Source organism: Pseudomonas sp. B14-6 (assembly GCF_013260315.1).
Lineage (GTDB): Bacteria > Pseudomonadota > Gammaproteobacteria > Pseudomonadales > Pseudomonadaceae > Aquipseudomonas > Aquipseudomonas mandelii.
The window spans coordinates 5,797,732-5,818,239 of sequence record NZ_CP053929.1; the positions used below are offsets into that span (position 1 = coordinate 5,797,732).

20 protein-coding genes are annotated in these 20,508 nt (G+C 59.7%); 12 read left to right on the forward strand and 8 right to left on the reverse strand.

The window, feature by feature from the left end:
* Positions 1–36: 36 nt before the first annotated feature.
* On the reverse strand, positions 37–549 hold the full coding sequence (locus tag HP062_RS26415) for a DUF1120 domain-containing protein (RefSeq protein ID WP_256665998.1): 513 nt from the start codon (positions 547–549) through the stop codon (positions 37–39).
* Positions 550–903: 354 nt separating this feature from the next.
* Between HP062_RS26415 and HP062_RS26420 the strand changes: the two genes are divergently transcribed.
* The 4 genes from HP062_RS26420 to HP062_RS26435 all read left to right on the forward strand — a co-directional run bounded on the left by HP062_RS26420 (position 904) and on the right by HP062_RS26435 (position 3,485).
* Positions 904–1,536 (forward strand): response regulator transcription factor, encoded by a 633-nt coding sequence (locus HP062_RS26420; protein ID WP_077748275.1) that lies wholly within the window; start codon positions 904–906, stop codon positions 1,534–1,536.
* Between the two features lie 102 nt (positions 1,537–1,638).
* Positions 1,639–2,109: a nuclear transport factor 2 family protein gene (locus HP062_RS26425; protein WP_172792297.1), complete on the forward strand. Its 471-nt coding sequence runs from the start codon at positions 1,639–1,641 to the stop codon at positions 2,107–2,109.
* 40 nt (positions 2,110–2,149) lie between these two features.
* The gene (locus tag HP062_RS26430; protein WP_172792298.1) at positions 2,150–2,461 is read left to right on the forward strand and encodes a GIY-YIG nuclease family protein; all 312 of its coding nucleotides are present in this window, start codon (positions 2,150–2,152) and stop codon (positions 2,459–2,461) included.
* 88 nt (positions 2,462–2,549) lie between these two features.
* A complete protein-coding gene (locus HP062_RS26435; RefSeq protein ID WP_172792299.1) occupies positions 2,550–3,485 on the forward strand; it encodes a glutathione S-transferase family protein in 936 nt (311 codons plus the stop codon).
* Positions 3,486–3,556: 71 nt separating this feature from the next.
* Here HP062_RS26435 and HP062_RS26440 read toward each other — a convergent pair whose 3' ends face one another.
* Complete coding sequence (locus HP062_RS26440; protein WP_010463076.1) at positions 3,557–3,907, reverse strand: glutaredoxin family protein; 351 nt, start codon at positions 3,905–3,907, stop codon at positions 3,557–3,559.
* On the reverse strand, positions 3,907–4,911 hold the full coding sequence (gene yejK, locus HP062_RS26445) for a nucleoid-associated protein YejK (RefSeq protein ID WP_010463075.1): 1,005 nt from the start codon (positions 4,909–4,911) through the stop codon (positions 3,907–3,909). The genes HP062_RS26440 and yejK overlap by 1 nt, the downstream gene beginning before the upstream one ends.
* A gap of 394 nt (positions 4,912–5,305) precedes the next feature.
* On the opposite strand from yejK, the gene HP062_RS26450 reads away from it, so the two are divergent.
* Positions 5,306–5,587 (forward strand): HU family DNA-binding protein, encoded by a 282-nt coding sequence (locus HP062_RS26450; protein ID WP_007905514.1) that lies wholly within the window; start codon positions 5,306–5,308, stop codon positions 5,585–5,587.
* Between the two features lie 207 nt (positions 5,588–5,794).
* On the opposite strand, the gene rlmF is transcribed toward HP062_RS26450, so the two are convergent.
* From rlmF to HP062_RS26475, 5 genes are all read right to left on the reverse strand, one after another.
* Complete coding sequence (gene rlmF, locus HP062_RS26455) at positions 5,795–6,817, reverse strand: 23S rRNA (adenine(1618)-N(6))-methyltransferase RlmF (protein WP_010463074.1); 1,023 nt, start codon at positions 6,815–6,817, stop codon at positions 5,795–5,797.
* A gap of 248 nt (positions 6,818–7,065) precedes the next feature.
* On the reverse strand, positions 7,066–9,912 hold the full coding sequence (locus HP062_RS26460) for a valine--tRNA ligase (RefSeq protein WP_010463073.1): 2,847 nt from the start codon (positions 9,910–9,912) through the stop codon (positions 7,066–7,068).
* Between the two features lie 265 nt (positions 9,913–10,177).
* Positions 10,178–10,564 (reverse strand): hypothetical protein, encoded by a 387-nt coding sequence (locus tag HP062_RS26465; RefSeq protein WP_010463070.1) that lies wholly within the window; start codon positions 10,562–10,564, stop codon positions 10,178–10,180.
* An 8-nt stretch (positions 10,565–10,572) separates the two neighbouring features.
* A complete protein-coding gene (locus tag HP062_RS26470; protein WP_102593949.1) occupies positions 10,573–11,001 on the reverse strand; it encodes a DNA polymerase III subunit chi in 429 nt (142 codons plus the stop codon).
* 60 nt (positions 11,002–11,061) lie between these two features.
* The gene (locus HP062_RS26475) at positions 11,062–12,552 is read right to left on the reverse strand and encodes a leucyl aminopeptidase (RefSeq protein WP_154503203.1); all 1,491 of its coding nucleotides are present in this window, start codon (positions 12,550–12,552) and stop codon (positions 11,062–11,064) included.
* Positions 12,553–12,859: 307 nt separating this feature from the next.
* On the opposite strand from HP062_RS26475, the gene lptF reads away from it, so the two are divergent.
* From lptF to recO, 7 genes are all read left to right on the forward strand, one after another.
* Positions 12,860–13,978: an LPS export ABC transporter permease LptF gene (gene lptF, locus HP062_RS26480; RefSeq protein WP_010463065.1), complete on the forward strand. Its 1,119-nt coding sequence runs from the start codon at positions 12,860–12,862 to the stop codon at positions 13,976–13,978.
* Entirely contained in the window at positions 13,971–15,032 is a 1,062-nt protein-coding gene (gene lptG / locus HP062_RS26485; protein ID WP_172792300.1) for an LPS export ABC transporter permease LptG, read from the forward strand. Before lptF ends, lptG begins: the two co-directional genes overlap by 8 nt.
* Before the next feature lie 171 nt (positions 15,033–15,203).
* Entirely contained in the window at positions 15,204–17,003 is a 1,800-nt protein-coding gene (gene lepA, locus HP062_RS26490; protein ID WP_042932348.1) for a translation elongation factor 4, read from the forward strand.
* Between the two features lie 5 nt (positions 17,004–17,008).
* The gene (gene lepB, locus HP062_RS26495) at positions 17,009–17,863 is read left to right on the forward strand and encodes a signal peptidase I (protein WP_010463058.1); all 855 of its coding nucleotides are present in this window, start codon (positions 17,009–17,011) and stop codon (positions 17,861–17,863) included.
* Positions 17,864–18,047: 184 nt separating this feature from the next.
* Complete coding sequence (gene rnc / locus HP062_RS26500) at positions 18,048–18,737, forward strand: ribonuclease III (protein WP_010463056.1); 690 nt, start codon at positions 18,048–18,050, stop codon at positions 18,735–18,737.
* The gene (gene era / locus HP062_RS26505) at positions 18,730–19,632 is read left to right on the forward strand and encodes a GTPase Era (RefSeq protein ID WP_010463054.1); all 903 of its coding nucleotides are present in this window, start codon (positions 18,730–18,732) and stop codon (positions 19,630–19,632) included. The genes rnc and era overlap by 8 nt, the downstream gene beginning before the upstream one ends.
* A gap of 166 nt (positions 19,633–19,798) precedes the next feature.
* Positions 19,799–20,482, forward strand: a complete 684-nt coding sequence (gene recO, locus HP062_RS26510) for a DNA repair protein RecO (RefSeq protein WP_010463052.1) — start codon at positions 19,799–19,801, stop codon at positions 20,480–20,482.
* Positions 20,483–20,508 lie beyond the last annotated feature (26 nt).

Below are 20,508 nucleotides of genomic sequence, written 5' to 3' on the forward strand. Positions count from 1 at the left end.
TGCCGGTACGCACATACAGATCAAGGCTCAACTCCTTCATCGCGATGGGAGCAATGACGGTCCCCTGAGCACCGACACTCCAGATGTTGTCGACCCCCAGAATGCTGTCGACCCTTCCTTAAGCCAGGTCTTGCCGCCATCAGTGGAGAGAATGGCTTGAGCTTGGGTGGCGTCCGCCATCACATTGCGCGGAGCAACGCGAAAGTGGCCCAGCTTTTCGTGGGTATTGATCAGCCCCAGACCAAAGTAATTGCCCGACGTGCCTGTGCCTGCACGGTTATCAATCGGGCTGATCGCAAACGGCGTAGCCGCATCGCAGTTCACTGTCATTTGCATGATTATTTCAGGCAAGTAAGTGTGCTTGTCGGGATTGAGGTCTTGTACGGAAAACTTGCCGTGATCGGCAATACCGCCGCCGGCCAGTGCTGGTGTGCATGCATTTGGCGTGATCAGACCCTTCACGGTCAGGTCCGTGCTGGAGGCTGCAATAACGGACGATGCGCCAGTCAGCAGCAAAGTAGCCGTCAGGAGGGTTATGTATTTGTTCATGCGTCGACGCTTCCTTGATGAAAGATGATTGAGGAGTTGCCCGGAGCGGGCAGGGCGCAATCTATCGGTCGAGGTCGCCGGACGAAATGCAACTAATACGAAAAAGGCGGGGCGAGTGTATGAAAGGTCAGGGCGGGCTACAGATCGTCATCGTTCGACCTGTTGTCTGTAGTCTTTTGGTGTGAGCTGCGTAGCTTTAAAACGTAGGGCGGTTCCTTTTGTTTTATCAGAGAAAGGACAGGGGCCCGGATCCGTTGAGGACGGTGGTTGAGCGGTCGAGATTGGTCGTTGTGGTCGGAATAGGACGGCGTTACTTTTCGCGTATTCCAGTCACCACACAGGATAAATCCGACAATGCGCGTAATTATTGCTGACGACCATCCTGTCGTCCGCATCGGGTTACGGATGCTCATCGATCTAAGCCGGACGTGTGTGATCGTGGGTGAGGCCGATGGCCCGGACAGCCTGTTGAGCCTGCTCTCGACCACGCCGTGCGATCTGTTGATCACGGACTTCTCCATGCCGGGCAACCAACAGGCCGACGGACTGAAGATGCTGAGCACGGTTCGACGTCACTACGCTTCGACGCCGATCATTCTGGTCACCATGTTTGCCAACGTTGCGACGCTCAGGGTGGCATTCGCGCAAGGCGTGATGGCGATCGTGGCCAAGGATGCCTCGGCGACGGAGCTCCCTCTGGCAATCAAATCAGTGGGTGAAGGGCGGCGTTTCATCAGCGAGTCCTTGCGTACCGCGCTGGCTCAGGCAGACGTCGAGGCTCATTCGCATTCCCCTTCGCTGTCGGCCAAAGAACATGAAGTGGTGAGAATGCTCGCCAGCGGCATGACCGTCAGTGAGATCGCGAGCTATTTCAAACGCAGTGTGTCGACCATCAGTAAACAAAAAAGCATGGCCATGCAGCGGCTGGGCATTTCCACGGATGTGGATCTCTTCGCTTACGCCCGGGACAACGGCATGGTGCACTAGGCGACAGCGCACCCCAGGGTATTCCCGCCACGAATGCCGATAGTGTTCCGCGCATTTGTTGACTATCGTGCAGGCAATCCTTCAAACGTCCGGAGCCTGCCCATGAGTGAAGCCAACCGCGCATTGATCACCCAGTTCTACCAAGCCTTCCAGCGGCTGGATGCCGAGGCCATGAGCGCCTGCTATACCGACGATGTGCTGTTCAGCGATCCGGCATTCGGCGAATTGCGCGGACGCGATGCCGGGGACATGTGGCGCATGCTCACGACTCGGGCGAAGGATTTTTCCCTGACGTTCGACAACGTTCGCGCCGAGGACCGCACGGGCGGCGCGCATTGGGTCGCGACCTATCTGTTCAGCCAGACCGGCAACACGGTGGTCAATGATATTCAGGCGCAGTTCGTGTTTCGTGACGGCAAGATCTGCGAGCACCATGACAGCTTCGATATGTGGGCCTGGTCGCGCCAGGCGCTGGGTTTCAAAGGCCTGCTGCTGGGCTGGACTCCGGCGGTAAGAAATGCCGTTCGCGCTCAGGCGTTGAAGGGGCTGAAGGCATTCCAGGCCAGTCGCTGATAAGATCGCGGCTTGTTTCCTTTCAAGCCTTGATCGTGACGTGACTACCCTCAGCGAAATCCCCGCCGACGCCGACACACCGGTGAGTAAACTCTGGTTCGTCTACCTCGTTCGCGCGGCCAATGGTTCGCTGTACTGCGGGATCAGCGACGATCCTGTGCGCCGCTTCGCTACTCACCAAAGTGGCAAGGGCGCACGCTTCTTCCTCTCCAGCCCTGCCGTTGCCTTGGTCTACACAGAAGTCTGCCGCGACAAAAGCGAAGCCTTGCGTCAGGAACGCTTGATCAAAAAACTCAGGAAAAGTGCCAAGGAATGTCTGGTCGCAAGCGCCGCCGCGGGCTTATCAACCTGACTGATAAGTGCCCATCAGGCAGACCTGTAGGCTGCTCCCGAATTGCGCGCTAAGCTGCGGATTCCTAATCCGTGCGGCGGAGCCGAGCATGTCCGAGTTGATTCTTCATCATTACCCGACGTCCCCTTTCGCCGAAAAGGCCCGCTTGCTGCTGGGTTTCAAGGGGTTGTCCTGGCGCTCGGTAAAGATCGCGCCGGTCATGCCAAAACCTGATCTGACCGCCCTGACCGGTGGCTACCGCAAGACGCCAGTGCTGCAGGTTGGCGCGGATATTTACTGCGACACATCGCTGATCGCCCGTCGACTGGAGCAGGAGAAAGCCTTGCCGGCCTTCTTCCCGGAAGGCCAGGAAATGATCGCCGCGACGTTCGCCGCCTGGGCCGATTCGGTGGTATTCCAGCATGCCGTGAGCCTGGTGTTTCAACCGGAATCGATCGCGGTGCGTTTCGGCAATCTGCCACCGGAAGCGATCAAGGCGTTTCTGGCTGATCGCGCCGGACTCTTCAGTGGTGGCAGCGCGACAAAGTTGTCCGCCGAGCAAGCCCGGCATCAATGGCCGACAATCATGGCGCGCCTGGAGCAGCAGCTTGAGCGCGAGCAGGGCGACTTTCTGTTCGGCGAGCCATCGATTGCCGACTTCGCGCTGGCCCATCCGATGTGGTTCCTCAAGGCCACGCCCGTGACCTCGCCGTTGGTTGATGCATATCCGGCGGTGTCGGCGTGGTTGGGTCGCGTGATGGGGTTCGGGCATGGCGCGTTCAGCGAGATGACATCCGAGGCCGCGCTGGACGTTGCGCGTAATGCCACACCCGCCGCGTTACCGGACGAGCAGTTCGATGAGCCGAACGGGTTTGAGCCTGGCCAGCAGGTGGTCATCGCGGCAACGGATTACGGCGTTGATCCGGTGGCGGGTGAGTTGTTGTTTGCGGGCAGAGAGGAATTGATTCTGCGTCGTGAAGACGAGCGGGCCGGAGTGGTGCATGTGCACTTTCCGCGGTTTGGGTTCCGCCTCGAAAAACACTGATACACCGACCTGTGGCGAGGGGTTCGTCGGAACGCCGCCCCCTTGCCACAGGGGTTGAGTGAGCCAATGGGTTACTTCAACGCGGCGAGGATTTCATCCGGGTCATACCCGCGAATCAACGTCCCGTTCACATCGATCAGCGGAATCCCGCGTCCACCCAGCGCTTCATATGCCTTGCGTGCCTCGGCATCCTTTTCGATATCGAATTCCTTGTACGGAATGCCTTTCTGATCGAGAAAGCGTCGGGTCAGTTTGCAGTAGCCACACCATTCGGTCGCGTAGAGCACGACGTTGGCCTTGGCCTGGGTCTGCTCGGACACCACTTGGCTGGGACTGAACACCCGCTCGATCTTGCCCCAGTTCTGGTAAACCACGACCACCAGCAGGATCAGCAGGAATTTCTTCAGCACGCCGTTCAGCATCAGTTGCGTCGCTTCAGCTGATCGGTCAGCTGAGTGGGCAGGCCCTTGATAATCAGTGTGCCGGCCTCTTCGTCGTATTCGATCTTCGAGCCCAGCAGGTGCGCTTCGAAGCTGATGGACAGGCCCTCGGCGCGGCCGGTGAAGCGGCGGAACTGGTTCAACGTGCGTTTATCCGCCGGGATCTCCGGAGACAAGCCGTAATCCTTGTTGCGGATGTGATCGTAGAAGGCTTTCGGGCGCTCTTCGTCGATCAGTTCGGAGAGTTCTTCCAGGCCCATCGGTTCGCCGAGCTTGGCCTGGCTGCTGGCGTAATCGACCAGGGTCTTGGTTTTCTCGCGGGCGGATTCTTCCGGCAAATCTTCGCTTTCAACGAAATCACTGAAGGCCTTGAGCAAGGTACGGGTTTCGCCGGGGCCGTCGACGCCTTCCTGGCAACCGATAAAGTCGCGGAAATACTCCGACACCTTTTTCCCGTTCTTGCCTTTGATGAATGAAATGTACTGCTTGGACTGCTTGTTGTTCTGCCACTCGGACACGTTGATCCGCGCGGCCAGGTGCAACTGGCCCAGATCCAGGTGACGGGACGGGGTCACGTCCAGCTGATCGGTCACTGCAACGCCTTCGCTGTGGTGCAACAGGGCGATCGCCAGGTAATCGGTCATGCCCTGCTGGTAATGCGCGAACAACACGTGGCCGCCCACGGAGAGGTTCGACTCTTCCATCAGCTTTTGCAGGTGTTCCACCGCCACCCGGCTGAACGCCGTGAAATCCTTGCCGCCCTCGAGGTACTCCTTCAGCCAGCCGCTGAACGGATGCGCCCCGGACTCGGCATGGAAGAATCCCCAGGCTTTGCCTTGTTTGGCGTTGTAGCTCTCGTTGAGGTCGGCAAGCATGTTCTCGATGGCGCTCGATTCGGCCAGTTCCGAGTCGCGGGCGTGGAGAACTGCAGGTGTGCCGTCGGGTTTTTTGTCGATCAGGTGGACGATGCAATGACGGATCGGCATGGGCTTCTCGGCTGATTGAAGAGAGGAGGGCGTGCTCCCCCAAAAAGTGCCAAGTGTACCGCAACCACTGGTTTTGGCGCGGTTCGTAGGGTAATTCGCAGCCGTGCGACTGCCCTTATGCAGTTTTTTCCCGTTTTAGAGCAATAAAGCTGACCAAATGGGTAGCTAGAGGCGGATATTTCCCCGTCTCTGTGCTAGTTTTGCCCCGTCTTACGCGAAGTCACTGCGTTAAGCGTGCATTCAGCATTTGTCAGGTCGAACCAAACCCTGATTTCGGTATCTATAACCCCGATCCAGTGGTTATTGGCCGAGGGTGCCAGATCCAGAAGATCGGGCTCGATGGCTGACACTGCACTCTGCAATCCATATGAATTTGATAGGGAAGGAACACTACATGGCTCTTACTAAAGACCAACTGATCGCCGACATCGCTGAAGCTATCGACGCGCCAAAAACCACCGCGCGTAACGCTCTGGACCAACTGGGCCAAATCGTTGCCGATCAGCTGGAAAACGGCGGCGAAATCACTCTGCCAGGTATCGGCAAACTGAAAGTGACTGAGCGTCCAGCCCGTACCGGCCGTAACCCTTCGACTGGCGCTGCCATCGAAATCGCTGCCAAGAAAGTTATCAAGCTGGTTGTGGCCAAAGGCCTGACCGACGCTGTTAACAAGTAAGACGCAGTAAAAAAAGCCGTGCTCCGGAGCAATCCGGGCACGGCTTTTTTGTGTCTGTGATTCAGTGGCTGACCTGAAAACACCACTAACCCCATGTAGGAGTGAGCCTGCTCGCGATGGCGCTGCATCAGTCGACATCATCGTTAACTGACACGCCGCTATCGCGAGCAGGCTCACTCCTACAGTTGATCTGCGGTGGTCAGTGACTCAGCTCTTGCGAGCCCAACGTTCGCGCCAGACCTGCTGCTCGGACTTGGTCTGGAAGGTCCAGGCGACGAAGCGGCTTTGCTTCTGCCCCTGGGACATTTCCACGACCTGGCTTTCCAGAACACCGGCCTTTTTCAGCGCCGTCTGGATCGAAGGCAGGTTAGAAGCCTTCGACACCAACGTGCTGAACCACAAGACCTTGTGCTGGAAGTGCGCACTCTCGGCGATCAGTTGTGTCACAAACCGTGCTTCGCCACCCTCACACCACAATTCTGCCGATTGACCGCCAAAGTTCAGCACCGGCAGTTTGCGTTTAGGATCGGCGCGGCCCAAAGCGCGCCATTTACGCTCGCTGCCTTTGGTCGCTTCGTCCATCGAAGCATGGAACGGCGGGTTGCACATGGTCAGGTCAAAGCGTTCGCCGGGTTCCAGCAAGCCCAGCAGAATGTGCTTGGGATTGCTTTGCTGACGCAACTGGATGGCTTTGTTCAGTCCGTTGGATTGCACGATGGCTTTGGCCGCAGCCACCGCAGTCGGGTCGATTTCCGAACCGAGGAAGTGCCAGCGGTAGTCGCTGTAGCCGATCAACGGATAGACGCAGTTGGCGCCCATGCCGATATCGAGCACTTTGACCGGTGCGCCACGAGGGATTTCGCCGTCGTTGACGCTGGCGAGCAGGTCGGCCAGGAAGTGCACGTAATCGGCACGGCCCGGAACCGGTGGGCAGAGGTAATCGGCCGGGATATCCCAATGGGCGATACCGTAGAACGACTTGAGCAGCGCCCGGTTGAACACCCGCACCGCATCCGGGCTGGCGAAGTCGATGCTTTCCTTGCCATAGGGGTTGATGATCACGAACTTCGCCAGTTCCGGCGTGGTTTTGATCAGCGCCGGGAAGTCGTAGCGACCCTGATGGCGGTTGCGCGGGTGCAGGCTGGCCTTTTCGCGCGGCTCAACGGCTTTGGCCGGTGTCGCGGTGTCGGGCTTCTTGCGCGCAGGTCTTGGAGTGCGGGGGGCGTTCATGGGCGTGGTCGATTCGGGTATGGCTAAAAGTGGCGGGTATTGTCCCACAGTCGATAGCCGCGTGGGGATCCTGTAGGAGCGAGGCTTGCCCGCGAAAGCGATCTGTCTGCCACCTCAATGCCAGACATGACGGCCCCTTCGCGGGCAAGCCTCGCTCCTACAGGAAGCGGTTTGCGGTGTATGGGGGGAATGTGGCGGGCATAAAAAAGGGAGGCCGCTTGGCCTCCCTTTTTCATCGCGATTGACCGTTACAGGCTGGCAATCCGCGCATGTTGCTCGGCCAACTTGCCCAAAGCCTGTTCAGCCTCAGCCAGTTTGGCGCGTTCTTTCTCGATGACTTCGGCCGGAGCCTTGTCAACGAAACCGGCATTGGACAGCTTGCCGCCCACCCGCTGAACTTCGCCCTGCAGACGCAGGATTTCCTTGTCCAGGCGTGCCAGTTCGGCGTCCTTGTCGATCAGGCCGGCCATCGGCACCAGCACTTCCATCTCGCCCACCAGTGCGGTGGCGGACAGCGGTGCTTCTTCGCCGGCAGCCAACACCGTGATCGATTCGAGGCGAGCCAGCTTCTTCAGCAGGGCTTCGTTCTCGGTGAGACGACGCTGGTCTTCGGCGCTGACGTTCTTCAGGAACAGGTTCAGCGGCTTGCCCGGGCCGATGTTCATCTCGGCGCGAATGTTGCGCGTGCCGAGCATCAGCGTCTTCAGCCACTCGATGTCATCTTCGGCACCTTGATCGATGCGCGCTTCATTGGCCACGGGCCAAGGTTGCAGCATGATCGTCTTGCCTTCGATACCGGCCAGCGGCGCGACGCGCTGCCAGATTTCTTCGGTGATGAACGGCATGAACGGGTGCGCCAGGCGCAGGGCAACTTCCAGCACCCGAACCAGGGTGCGGCGGGTGCCGCGCTGACGTTCGACCGGGGCGTTTTCGTCCCACAGCACAGGCTTGGACAGTTCCAGGTACCAGTCGCAATACTGGTTCCAGATGAACTCGTACAAGGCTTGTGCGGCCAGGTCGAAGCGGAACTGGTCGAGCTGACGGGTTACTTCGGCTTCAGTGCGTTGCAGCTGCGAGATAATCCAGCGGTCCGCCAGCGACAGTTCGTAAGCCTCGCCGTTCTGGCCGCAGTCTTCGCCCTTGTCCAGAACATAACGCGCGGCGTTCCAGATCTTGTTGCAGAAGTTGCGATAGCCTTCTACGCGGCCCATGTCGAACTTGATGTCGCGACCGGTGGACGCCAGCGAGCAGAAAGTGAAGCGCAGGGCGTCGGTGCCGTAGCTGGCGATGCCGTCGGCGAACTCTTCGCGGGTCTGCTTCTCGATCTTTTTCGCCAGTTTCGGCTGCATCATGCCGGAGGTGCGTTTCTGCACCAGCTCTTCGAGCTCGATACCGTCGATGATGTCCAGCGGGTCCAGGACGTTGCCCTTGGACTTGGACATCTTCTGGCCCTGGCCATCGCGGACCAGACCGTGAACATAAACGGTCTTGAACGGAACCTGCGGCGTACCGTCTTCGTTCTTCACCAGGTGCATGGTGAGCATGATCATCCGGGCGACCCAGAAGAAAATGATGTCGAAACCGGTCACCAGCACGTCGGTGGAGTGGAATTTCTTCAGGAATTCGGTCTGCTCCGGCCAGCCGAGCGTGGAGAAAGTCCACAGGCCCGAACTGAACCAGGTATCCAGAACGTCGTTGTCCTGTTGCAGCGCAACGTCCGGGCCGAGGTTGTTCTTGGCACGCACTTCGGCTTCGTCGCGACCGACATAGACCTTGCCCGACTCGTCGTACCAGGCCGGAATCCGGTGGCCCCACCACAGCTGACGGCTAATGCACCAATCCTGGATGTCGCGCATCCACGAGAAGTACATGTTTTCGTATTGTTTCGGCACGAACTGAATGCGGCCGTCTTCAACCGCAGCGATGGCCGGCTCGGCCAATGGCTTTGTAGAGACGTACCACTGGTCGGTCAGCCACGGCTCGATGATGGTGCCGGAGCGGTCGCCTTTCGGCACTTTCAGGGCATGATCGTCGACGCTGACCAGCAAGCCGGCGGCATCGAAGGCGGCCACAATCTGCTTGCGCGCTTCGAAACGGTCCAGACCGGCGTATTCGGCCGGAAGCGTGCCGTCGATGCTTTCGTTGAGCGTGCCGTCGAGGTTGAACACCTGACAGGCCGGCAGTACGGCGGCGTTCTTGTCGAAGATGTTCAGCAGCGGCAGGTTGTGGCGCTTGCCGACTTCGTAGTCGTTGAAATCGTGGGCCGGGGTGATTTTCACGCAACCGGTGCCGAATTCAGGATCGCAGTAATCGTCGGCGATGATCGGGATGCGGCGGCCGACCAGCGGCAACTCGACAAATTTACCGATCAGGGCCTGGTAGCGTTCGTCGTTCGGGTTAACCGCGACGGCGGCGTCGCCGAGCATGGTTTCCGGGCGAGTGGTCGCGACGATCAGGTAGTCCTTGCCTTCGGCCGTCTTGGCGCCATCGGCCAGCGGGTATTTCAGGTTCCACAGGAAACCTTTCTCGTCGTGGTTTTCCACTTCGAGGTCGGAAATCGCCGTGTGCAACTTGGTGTCCCAGTTGACCAGGCGCTTGCCGCGATAGATCAGGCCGTCTTCGTGCAAACGCACGAACGCTTCTTTAACGGCTTCCGAGAGGCCGTCGTCCATGGTGAAGCGCTCGCGGCTCCAGTCGACGGACGAGCCGAGGCGGCGGATCTGACGGCTGATGTTGCCGCCGGACTGATCCTTCCACTCCCAGACTTTCTCGAGGAATTTTTCCCGGCCCAGATCGTGACGATTCTGGCCCTGGGCTTCGAGTTGGCGTTCCACCAGCATCTGCGTGGCGATACCGGCGTGGTCAGTACCCGGCTGCCACAGGGTGTTGCGACCCTGCATGCGGCGGAAACGGATCAGGGCGTCCATGATCGCGTTGTTGAAGCCGTGACCCATGTGCAGGCTGCCGGTGACGTTCGGCGGCGGGATCATGATGGTGTAGGACTCGCCCGCGCCTTGCGGGGCGAAGTAATTCTCTGACTCCCAAGTGTTGTACCAGGAAGTTTCAATGGCGTGCGGCTGGTAGGTCTTATCCATGCGCGGCGGGACCCTATTGGCATTTATTCAGGAAAAGCCGGCAAGTATAGCGGGGCATGGGGCAGAGGGCGAGCAGGGGCAGACCGGGCGCAGATCAAATGTGGAATGATCCTGTGGCGAGGGAGCTTGCTCCCGCTGGGGCGCGAAGCGGCCCCGATAACAGCAAGTCAGGTGTGTCAGGTACACCGTGTGTTCAGGTTTTGCGGTTGCTTTGCAACCGAGCGGGAGCAAGCTCCCTCGCCACAGACGCCCGCTCGACTCAGTGTTATTCGTACTGGCTGAGCAACCGTTCCATCCGCGCATCCAGTCGGCGCTTGATCTCGGTTTCGATATGCGGTGCGAAGTCGTCGATCACGTCTTGCATGATCAACAGCGCTGCCGCACGCAGTTCGCTGTCCAGGTGCAGCAAGGCGTCGGGGCCTTTGCTGGCCGCAGGTGCCGGTTGCGCGGCAGGGGCGGGCGGTGTCGGTTCGACGGTCTGCGGCGCAGCGCTGACGGAGTCGAACAGCATGGGAATCTGTTCCTGGTCACCTTCGATGACCGTGTCGGTCAGCAGCGGCGGTTGCAGGTTGTCATCGCCGAGCAATTGGCGGATTGACTCGAGGTCATCCAGCAGGTGCGCGGACTTTTGTTGCGGTTTTGGAGTGTCCATCGGAATGCTCAGAGTCGCTGTAAACGGTGATCTTGCAGAGGATAGCCCTGTTCGCGATAGAAACGGAAACTCTCCCGCGCGGCCGCTCGAATCGTCGGATCCTCCACCACCACTTCCGCTACACGGGCGAACTTGCTGGCAAAGGCCGGGACTTTCAGGGCAAGGTTGACCAGCAGATCCTGATGCGGACCGCAGTCATCGCCAAGACCCAGGACAATCAAGCTATCCGGCTCGCTTTCGGCAGGACCGTGAGGCACGAAGCTTTCGCCCTTGAAGGCCCACAAACGCGCGTCGAGATCCTCGCGTTGGGCGGCATCGCTGCAATGCAGGTAAATGCGGTGGCCCATGCGCCAGGCTTTTTCGGTGAGCTTGCAGGCGAAATCCAGCCGTGCCGATGGATCGGCGCTGGGCAGGACATAGAAGTCGACTTTGGTCATTGCGGTTCCTGAGCCCGGGGCTGCGTCACTCGAAAGCAACGCAGCCCGAGGTCATCGGTTTCAGGCTTTGGCGCGGTCCAGCAGGTATTGGGTCAGCAACGGAACCGGACGGCCAGTGGCGCCCTTGTCCTTGCCGCCGCTGGTCCATGCGGTGCCGGCGATGTCCAGGTGCGCCCAGTTCAGGTTCTTGGTGAAGCGCGACAGGAAGCAGGCGGCGGTGATGGTGCCGGCTTTCGGGCCGCCAATGTTGGCGATGTCGGCGAACGGGCTGTCCAGCTGCTCTTGGTACTCATCGAACAGCGGCAGTTGCCAGGCGCGGTCGTCGGCGGCCTTGCCGGCGCTCAACAGTTGGCCGATCAGCTCGTCGTTGTTGCCCAGCAGGCCGGAGGTGTGCGCGCCCAGTGCAACGACGCAAGCGCCGGTCAGGGTCGCGATGTCGATCACGGCTTGCGGCTTGAAGCGCTCGGAGTAGGTCAGGGCATCGCACAGCACCAGACGGCCTTCGGCGTCGGTGTTGAGGATTTCCACGGTCTGGCCGCTCATGGTGGTGACGATGTCGCCCGGGCGCGAAGCATTGCCGCTCGGCATGTTCTCGGCGCACGCCAGGATGCACACCAGGTTGATCGGCAGTTTCAGCTCGAGCACGGCACGCAGGGTGCCGAACACGCTGGCTGCGCCGCCCATGTCGTACTTCATTTCATCCATGCCCAAGCCAGGCTTGAGGCTGATGCCGCCGGTGTCGAACGTGATGCCTTTGCCGACCAGTGCGTAAGGTTTCTCGGATTTCTTGCCGCCGTTGTATTGCATGACGATCAGGCGCGGTGGCTGGGCGCTGCCCTGGCCCACGGCGTAGAACGAGCCCATGCCCAGGTCCTTGATCTTCTTCTCATCGAGGACTTCGACTTTCAGGGTCTTGAATTCCTTGCCCAGGTTCTTGGCTTGTTCGCCAAGGAAAGTCGGGTGGCAGATGTTCGGCGGCAGGTTGCCCAGGTTGCGGGTGAACGCCATGCCGTTGGCAATCGCAGTGGCGTGGGCCACGGCGCGCTCGACTTCGGCCTGTGCAGCCTTGATGGTCACCAGGGTGATTTTCTTCAGGGAGCGAGGTTCGGCTTTCTGGCTCTTGAACTGGTCGAAGGTGTATTCGCCATCCACCAGGGTTTCGGCCAGCAGGCGGGTCTTGCCGTAGCTGTCGCGGCCCTTGACCACGATTTCGTCCAGCGCCAGAACGGCGTCGGTGCCGCCCAGGCCTTTAAGGGTATTGAGGACGCCGGCGATGATTTTACGGAACGGGCGGTCGCCCAGCTCTTCGTCCTTGCCCACGCCGACCAGCAGAACGCGTTCGGCCTTGAGGTTCGGCAGGCTGTGCAGCAGCAGGCTCTGGCCGACTTTGCCGGCCAGGTCGCCGCGCTTGAGTACAGCGCTGAGGGCGCCGCCGCTCAGTTCGTCGAGTTGTCTGGCAGCGGCGCCGAGCTTGCGGCCTTCGCCGACGGCGACCACCAGAGTGGCGGTCTTCAACGTTTCTGGGCTAACGCTCTTTACAACCAGTTCCATGTCCGGGTCCCTGAATGAATGGTCAACGTGCGCGGGCAAAACGGCGGCGCACAGACGCTTGCTTATAGATAGAAAGACGCAGGTCACGGCCCGCGACAAAGGCCGCAGTTTGAACCTCGCTCCCTGCGCCTGACAACCCTCGGTTGTACGATCTTCAACGCATTACCCGCCTGCTTGAGCATGCGCAGTGACAGGCGCACTCAATCACAGGATAATGCGCCAACTTTTTCGGCGGCTCTGCCCTGCGGGCTGTCTGATACGTTTGCTTGTTTGGCCGCCTTAGCCTGACAACCCTGGAGTGTCTGGTTTGATTGTCTTCCGTTATCTGTCCCGCGAAGTCCTGTTGACCTTGAGCGCCGTCAGCGCCGTGCTGCTGGTCATCATCATGAGTGGGCGCTTCATCAAATACCTTGCCCAGGCGGCCTCGGGCCTGCTGGATCCGGGCTCCCTGTTCCTGATCATGGGCTTTCGTCTGCCAGGTTTCCTGCAACTGATCCTGCCGTTGGGCCTGTTTCTCGGGATCCTGCTGGCCTACGGTCGCCTGTACCTTGAAAGCGAAATGACCGTGTTGTCGGCCACCGGCATGAGCCAGCAACGTCTGTTTGCCATGACGCTGTTTCCGGCCACGCTGGTTGCGCTGGTCGTGGCCTGGCTGAGTCTGAGCCTGGCGCCACAAGGTGCCAATCAGTTCCAGTTGCTGCTGAACAAGCAGGATGCGCTGACCGAGTTCGATACCCTTGAGCCGGGTCGCTTCCAGGCGCTACGTGACGGGACTCGGGTGACCTACACCGAAACGCTGTCGGATGATCGCATCAACCTCGGTGGCGTGTTCATTTCGCAAAAGAACATCTCGTCCGATAAGAAGGATCGCGGGATCTCCGTGCTGGTGGCCGAGAAGGGTCGTCAGGAAATCCGCCCTGACGGCAATCGCTACCTGATTCTCGACAATGGCTATCGCTACGACGGTAACCCGGGGCAGGCCGACTACCGGGCGATCAAGTACGAGGAATACGGCGTATTGCTGCCCAAGCCGGACGTCAGCGACGAAGTCACCGACCGCGATGCAATGACCACCCGTTCCTTGATCGGCAGCGATGACATTCGTTCGCGCACTGAACTGCAATGGCGTCTGTCCCTGCCGTTGCTGGTGTTCATCGTGACCTTGATGGCGGTGCCGCTGTCGCGGGTCAATCCACGTCAAGGCCGTTTCCTCAAGCTGCTGCCGGCGATTCTTCTTTATATGGCTTACCTGAGCATCCTGATTGCCGCGCGCGGCGCCCTCGAAAAAGGCAAGATCCCGCCGGCGCTGGGGTTGTGGTGGGTTCACGGCATCTTCCTGGCCATTGGCCTGGGCTTGCTCTACTGGGAGCCGTTGCGCTTGAAGATGGCGAGTCGCCGCAGTGCGCTGGAGGTGGCTCGTGGTTAAGCTCGATCGCTACATTGGTAGCAGCGTATTCGTAGCCATCCTGGCGGTGCTGGGGATTATCCTTGGCCTGGCGACCCTGTTTGCCTTCATCGATGAGATGAGTGAGGTCAGCGACACCTACACCTTGGTGGACGTCTTGAGCTACGTCTTGCTGACCGCGCCCCGTCGTTTGTACGACATGTTGCCGATGGCGGCACTGATCGGTTGCCTGATCGGCCTTGGTAGCCTGGCCAGCCACAGCGAACTGACGATCATGCGCGCCGCCGGTGTGTCGGTCGGCCGGATCGTCTGGGCCGTCATGAAGCCGATGCTGGTGCTGATGGTGGTGGGGGTGCTGATCGGCGAGTACGTCGCGCCGGCCACCGAAGTCACCGCTCAGGCCAACCGTTCCCTGGCTCAGGGTGGCGGCGATGCACAGAGCGCCAAGCATGGCTTGTGGCATCGCCAGGGTGACGAGTTCATTCACGTCAACTCTGTGCAGCCGAACGGTCTGCTGTACGGCGTCACCCGTTATCGTTTCGACAATGAGCGTCATATGCTGTCGTCCAGCTTCGCCAAGCGGGCGAAGTTCGATCAGGATCACTGGCAGTTGAGCGACGTCACCACCACGCTGTTCCATGAAAAGAGCACCGAAGTGGTCACTGCACCGGAAGAGCGTTGGGATGTTGCCTTGAGTCCGCAACTGCTGAGCACGGTGGTGATGTCGCCTGACACGCTGTCGATCAGCGGTCTGTGGGGTTACATCCACTACCTGGCTGACCAGGGCCTGAGCAACGGCCGTTACTGGCTGGCATTTTGGGTCAAGGTGTTACAGCCGCTGGTGACCGCCGCGCTGGTACTGATGGCGATTTCCTTCATCTTCGGGCCATTGCGCTCGGTGACCCTTGGTCAGCGGGTCTTCACTGGCGTGCTGGTCGGCTTCACCTTCCGCATCGTCCAGGATTTGCTGGGGCCTTCGAGCCTGGTGTTCGGTTTTTCGCCGCTGTTTGCGGTGCTGGTTCCGGCGGGTGTCTGTGCCCTGGCGGGTGTCTGGCTGTTGCGCCGAGCCGGCTGATCAGGGCGTTCCCCCGACCTCGCTGGTGATAAAAAACGCCCCTGTCGCAAGACCGGGGCGTTTTTGTAGGTGCCGTCTGACCTGCGAACGTGACGCTTGCGCCGTGGATCAGGTACAATTCCCGGCTATTTTTCGGCGGGCTATGCCTGCAGCCTTTTTGAGTGTTGATCCGTGAGTGATTTGAGTCATATCCGCAATTTCTCCATCATCGCCCACATTGACCATGGCAAGTCGACGCTGGCCGATCGCTTCATCCAGATGTGCGGCGGCCTTGCCGAGCGCGAAATGGAAGCCCAGGTGCTGGACTCCATGGACCTGGAACGTGAACGCGGGATCACCATCAAGGCCCACAGCGTCACCCTGTATTACACCGCCCGCGATGGCATCAAGTACCAGCTGAACTTCATTGACACCCCGGGCCACGTTGACTTCACCTACGAAGTCAGCCGGTCGCTGGCGGCCTGTGAAGGCGCGTTGCTGGTGGTCGATGCCGGTCAGGGCGTTGAAGCGCAGTCTGTAGCCAACTGCTACACGGCGATCGAGCAGGGCCTTGAAGTCATGCCGGTCCTGAACAAGATCGACCTGCCACAGGCCGATCCGGATCGCGTCAAAGAAGAAATCGAAAAAATCATCGGCATCGATGCCACCGATGCGGTCGAGTGCAGTGCCAAGACCGGCCTGGGTGTCGACGAAGTGCTCGAACGCCTGGTTCACACCATTCCTGCGCCGACCGGCAACTACGAAGATCCGCTGCAAGCGTTGATCATCGACTCCTGGTTCGACAACTACCTGGGCGTCGTTTCCCTGGTCCGCGTGCGTCACGGTCGTGTGAAGAAGGGCGACAAGATCCTGGTCAAGTCCACCGGCAAGATCCACCTGGTGGACAGCGTCGGTGTCTTCAACCCGAAACACACCGCCACCGTTGACCTGAAAGCCGGCGAAGTGGGCTTCATCATTGCCGGCATCAAGGACATTCACGGTGCACCGGTCGGTGACACCCTGACCTTGAGCTCCACGCCGGACGTTGACGTGCTGCCAGGCTTCAAACGTATCCAGCCGCAGGTCTATGCCGGCCTGTTCCCGGTCAGCTCCGACGACTTCGAAGATTTTCGTGAAGCCCTGCAAAAGCTCACGCTCAACGATTCGTCCCTGCAGTACACCCCGGAAAGCTCCGACGCCCTGGGCTTTGGCTTCCGTTGCGGGTTCCTCGGCATGCTGCACATGGAAATCATCCAGGAGCGCCTGGAGCGCGAGTACGACCTGGACCTGATCACCACGGCGCCGACCGTAATTTTCGAGCTGTTGCTGAAAACCGGTGAAACGATTTACGTCGATAACCCGTCGAAGCTTCCAGACCTGTCCTCGATCGAAGACATGCGTGAACCGATCGTGCGGGCCAATATTCTTGTGCCGCAAGAGCACCTGGGCAACGTCATTACCCTGTGCATCGAAAAGCGTGGCGTGCAGCACGACATGCTGTTCCTCGGTACGCAGGTCCAGGTGACCTACGATTTGCCGATGAACGAAGTGGTCCTCGACTTCTTCGACCGTCTGAAGTCCACCAGTCGCGGCTATGCTTCGCTGGATTATCATTTCGATCGTTACCAGTCGGCTAATCTGGTGAAACTGGATGTGCTGATCAACGGTGACAAGGTCGACGCCCTGGCGCTGATCGTGCACAAGGATAACGCGCACTACAAAGGTCGCCAGTTGACCGAGAAAATGAAAGAACTGATTCCGCGCCAGATGTTCGACGTCGCGATCCAGGCCGCCATTGGCGGGCAGATCATTGCGCGGACCTCCGTCAAGGCACTCAGAAAGAACGTATTGGCCAAATGCTACGGCGGTGACGTTAGCCGTAAGAAAAAACTGCTTGAAAAGCAAAAGGCCGGTAAGAAACGCATGAAGCAAGTCGGCAACGTGGAAATTCCACAAGAAGCCTTCCTTGCGGTGCTCAGGTTGGATAGTTAGGTCCTATGTCACTAAATTTCCCGCTGTTGCTGGTCATCGCCGTGTTCGTCTGCGGCCTGTTGGCGTTGCTCGATCTGCTGTTCCTGGCGCCTCGGCGCCGGGCTGCCATCAACTCCTATCAGGGGAGTGTCAGCCAGGCTGACATGGTGGTCGTCGAGAAACTGAACAAAGAGCCGCTGCTGGTCGAATACGGCAAGTCGTTCTTCCCGGTGTTGTTCATCGTGCTGGTGCTGCGTTCGTTCCTGGTGGAGCCGTTCCAGATTCCTTCCGGCTCGATGAAACCGACCCTGGACGTCGGCGACTTCATTCTGGTGAACAAGTTTTCTTACGGGATCCGCTTGCCGGTGATCGACAAGAAAGTCATCGAAGTCGGTGATCCGCAGCGCGGCGATGTGATGGTGTTCCGCTACCCGAGCGATCCGAACGTCAACTACATCAAGCGTGTGGTGGGCCTGCCGGGTGACCAGATTCGCTACACCGCCGACAAGCGTCTGTTCGTCAACGGTGAATCGATTGCCGAACAACTGGTCGGCTCCGAGCCGGGCACGTTGGGCAGTGCCGAGCTCTACAAGGAAAAACTCGGTGTCGCCGAGCACCTGATTCGCAAGGAGATGAGCCGCTATCGCGCATCGCCGGACCGTTCATGGACCGTGCCGGCCGGGCACTACTTCATGATGGGCGACAACCGCGACAACTCCAACGACAGTCGCTACTGGGACGATCCGAGCATTCCCAAGGATCTGCTGGGCATGGTTCCCGACAAGAATATCGTCGGCAAGGCCTTCGCAGTCTGGATGAGCTGGCCGGAACCCAAACTCAGTCACCTGCCGAATTTCTCGCGGGTTGGCCTGATCAAGTAATCACACACGGCGCTGTTGAACACAGCGCCGAATGCATTTCTGGAGTCGGCACAATCGGCGCCAGAGGCATGAAAACAACGATATTCAGGACGTAATTTTTGAACACAGCGTTAATTGTCCCAAGCCTGCGTCGTATCACGGCCATGGCGGTGGAATCCAGCCACGAACTCAGCGTGGGTAAACCGTGAGCGTCTCCTTAAGCCGTCTAGAGCGTCAGCTCGGCTACACCTTCAAGGATCAGGAGCTGATGGTCCTGGCCCTGACTCACCGCAGTTTTGCCGGGCGCAACAACGAACGCCTGGAATTCCTCGGTGATGCCATCCTCAACTTCGTCGCTGGCGAGGCGCTGTTCGATCGCTTCCCGCTGGCCCGTGAAGGCCAGTTGTCGCGTTTGCGCGCACGTCTGGTGAAAGGTGAGACGCTGGCCGTACTGGCCCGCGGTTTCGATCTGGGCGAATACCTGCGCCTGGGCTCCGGTGAGTTGAAAAGCGGCGGGTTCCGTCGCGAGTCGATTCTGGCCGATGCCCTCGAAGCGTTGATCGGTGCGATCTACCTGGACGCTGGCATGGACATGGCGCGCGAACGCGTGCTGGCCTGGCTGGCCGGTGAGTTCGAAGGCCTGACGCTGGTCGACACCAACAAAGATCCAAAAACCCGCCTGCAGGAATTCCTGCAATCGCGTGGGTGCGAGCTGCCGCGTTACGAAGTGGTGGATATCCAGGGTGAGCCGCATTGCCGGACGTTCTTCGTCGAATGTGAAATCACCTTACTGAATGAAAAAAGCCGAGGTCAGGGTGTGAGTCGTCGTATTGCCGAACAGGTAGCGGCCGCCGCAGCACTGATTGCCCTGGGTGTGGAGAATGGCAATGACTGATTCAACTGCAACTCGCTGTGGCTATGTTGCCATCGTCGGCCGTCCCAACGTGGGCAAGTCCACGCTGCTGAACCACATCCTGGGTCAGAAACTGGCGATCACCTCGCGCAAGCCGCAAACCACCCGCCATAACATGCTGGGCATCAAGACCGAAGGCGCCATCCAGGCCGTCTACGTCGACACCCCGGGCATGCACAAGGGCGGCGAAAAGGCCCTGAACCGCTACATGAACAAGACCGCCTCGGCGGCGTTGAAAGACGTCGACGTGGTGATCTTCGTGGTGGATCGCACCAAGTGGACCGACGAAGACCAGATGGTCCTCGAGCGCGTCCAGTACGTGACCGGCCCGCTGATCGTGGCGCTGAACAAGACCGATCGCATCGAAGACAAAGCCGAACTGATGCCGCACCTGAGCTGGTTGCAGGAGCAGCTGCCGAACGCGCAGATCATGCCGATCTCGGCCCAGCACGGGCACAACCTTGAAGCGCTGGAGCGGGTGATTGCCGGTTACCTGCCGGAAAACGATCACTTCTTCCCGGAAGACCAGATCACCGACCGCAGCAGCCGTTTCCTCGCCGCAGAACTGGTGCGCGAGAAAATCATGCGCCAGATGGGCGCCGAGCTGCCGTACCAGATCACCGTCGAAATCGAAGAGTTCAAGCAGCAGGGCAAAACCCTGCACATCCATGCCTTGATCCTTGTCGAGCGTGACGGCCAGAAGAAAATCATCATTGGCGACAAGGGCGAGCGCATCAAGCGCATCGGCACCGAGGCGCGCAAGGATATGGAATTGCTGTTCGACTCCAAGATCATGCTTAACCTGTGGGTGAAAGTGAAAGGCGGCTGGTCCGACGACGAGCGCGCATTGCGTTCGCTGGGCTACGGCGACCTGTAACACCGGATCCAGATACACCGAAGAACCCCTGTGGGAGCGAGCCTGCTCGCGATGAGGACCTGAAATTCAACATCACTGTTGACTGGCAGACCGCAATCGCGAGCAGGCTCGCTCCCACATTGGTTTCTGGTTGTTTATAAGATCGCGTTTCATCATTGAGAACTTCATGTCCCAGCCCATTGGCCAACCCGCCTACGTCCTCCACTCCCGCGCCTACCGCGAAAGCAGTGCGTTGGTGGACTTCCTCACGCCGCAAGGTCGGCTACGGGCGGTGTTGCGCAGCGCGCGGGGCAAGGCCGGGACATTGGCGCGGCCCTTCGTGCCGCTGGAAGTGGAGTTCCGCGGGCGGGGTGAGCTGAAGAACGTTGGGCGAATGGAAGCCGCCGGTGTTTCAACCTGGCTCAACGGCGAGGCGCTGTTCAGCGGCCTCTACCTCAACGAACTGCTGATCCGCTTGCTGCCCGCCGAAGACCCGCACCCTGGTGTGTTTGATCACTACGCTGCGACGTTGCTGGCGCTGGCCGAAGGCCGACCGCTGGAGCCGTTGCTGCGATCTTTCGAGTGGCGCCTGCTCGACGACCTCGGTTACGGTTTCGCCCTGACCACCGACATCCACGGCGAGCCCATTGCTCCGGACGGTCTGTATCGTTTGCAAGTGGATGCTGGCCTGGAGCAGGTCTATCTGCTGCAACCCGGTCTGTTCAACGGCACCGAGCTGTTGGCCATGGCTGAGGCTGACTGGACCGCACCCGGTGCGCTGTCCGCCGCCAAGCGTCTGATGCGTCAGGCATTGGCTGTTCACTTGGGCGGTCGTCCGCTGGTCAGTCGCGAGCTGTTTCGCAAGCCGTAGTCTCCCCGTATGCTGTGCGCCGAATC

Coding starts and splice junctions, on each gene's coding strand:
- HP062_RS26415 (WP_256665998.1), bottom strand. CDS start 549: ATGAACAAATACATAACCCTCCTGACGGCTACTTTGCTGCTGACTGGC.
- HP062_RS26420 (WP_077748275.1), top strand. CDS start 904: ATGCGCGTAATTATTGCTGACGACCATCCTGTCGTCCGCATCGGGTTA.
- HP062_RS26425 (WP_172792297.1), top strand. CDS start 1,639: ATGAGTGAAGCCAACCGCGCATTGATCACCCAGTTCTACCAAGCCTTC.
- HP062_RS26435 (WP_172792299.1), top strand. CDS start 2,550: ATGTCCGAGTTGATTCTTCATCATTACCCGACGTCCCCTTTCGCCGAA.
- HP062_RS26440 (WP_010463076.1), bottom strand. CDS start 3,907: ATGCTGAACGGCGTGCTGAAGAAATTCCTGCTGATCCTGCTGGTGGTC.
- yejK (WP_010463075.1), bottom strand. CDS start 4,911: ATGCCGATCCGTCATTGCATCGTCCACCTGATCGACAAAAAACCCGAC.
- HP062_RS26450 (WP_007905514.1), top strand. CDS start 5,306: ATGGCTCTTACTAAAGACCAACTGATCGCCGACATCGCTGAAGCTATC.
- rlmF (WP_010463074.1), bottom strand. CDS start 6,817: ATGAACGCCCCCCGCACTCCAAGACCTGCGCGCAAGAAGCCCGACACC.
- HP062_RS26460 (WP_010463073.1), bottom strand. CDS start 9,912: ATGGATAAGACCTACCAGCCGCACGCCATTGAAACTTCCTGGTACAAC.
- HP062_RS26465 (WP_010463070.1), bottom strand. CDS start 10,564: ATGGACACTCCAAAACCGCAACAAAAGTCCGCGCACCTGCTGGATGAC.
- HP062_RS26470 (WP_102593949.1), bottom strand. CDS start 11,001: ATGACCAAAGTCGACTTCTATGTCCTGCCCAGCGCCGATCCATCGGCA.
- HP062_RS26475 (WP_154503203.1), bottom strand. CDS start 12,552: ATGGAACTGGTTGTAAAGAGCGTTAGCCCAGAAACGTTGAAGACCGCC.
- lepB (WP_010463058.1), top strand. CDS start 17,009: ATGTCACTAAATTTCCCGCTGTTGCTGGTCATCGCCGTGTTCGTCTGC.
- era (WP_010463054.1), top strand. CDS start 18,730: ATGACTGATTCAACTGCAACTCGCTGTGGCTATGTTGCCATCGTCGGC.
- recO (WP_010463052.1), top strand. CDS start 19,799: ATGTCCCAGCCCATTGGCCAACCCGCCTACGTCCTCCACTCCCGCGCC.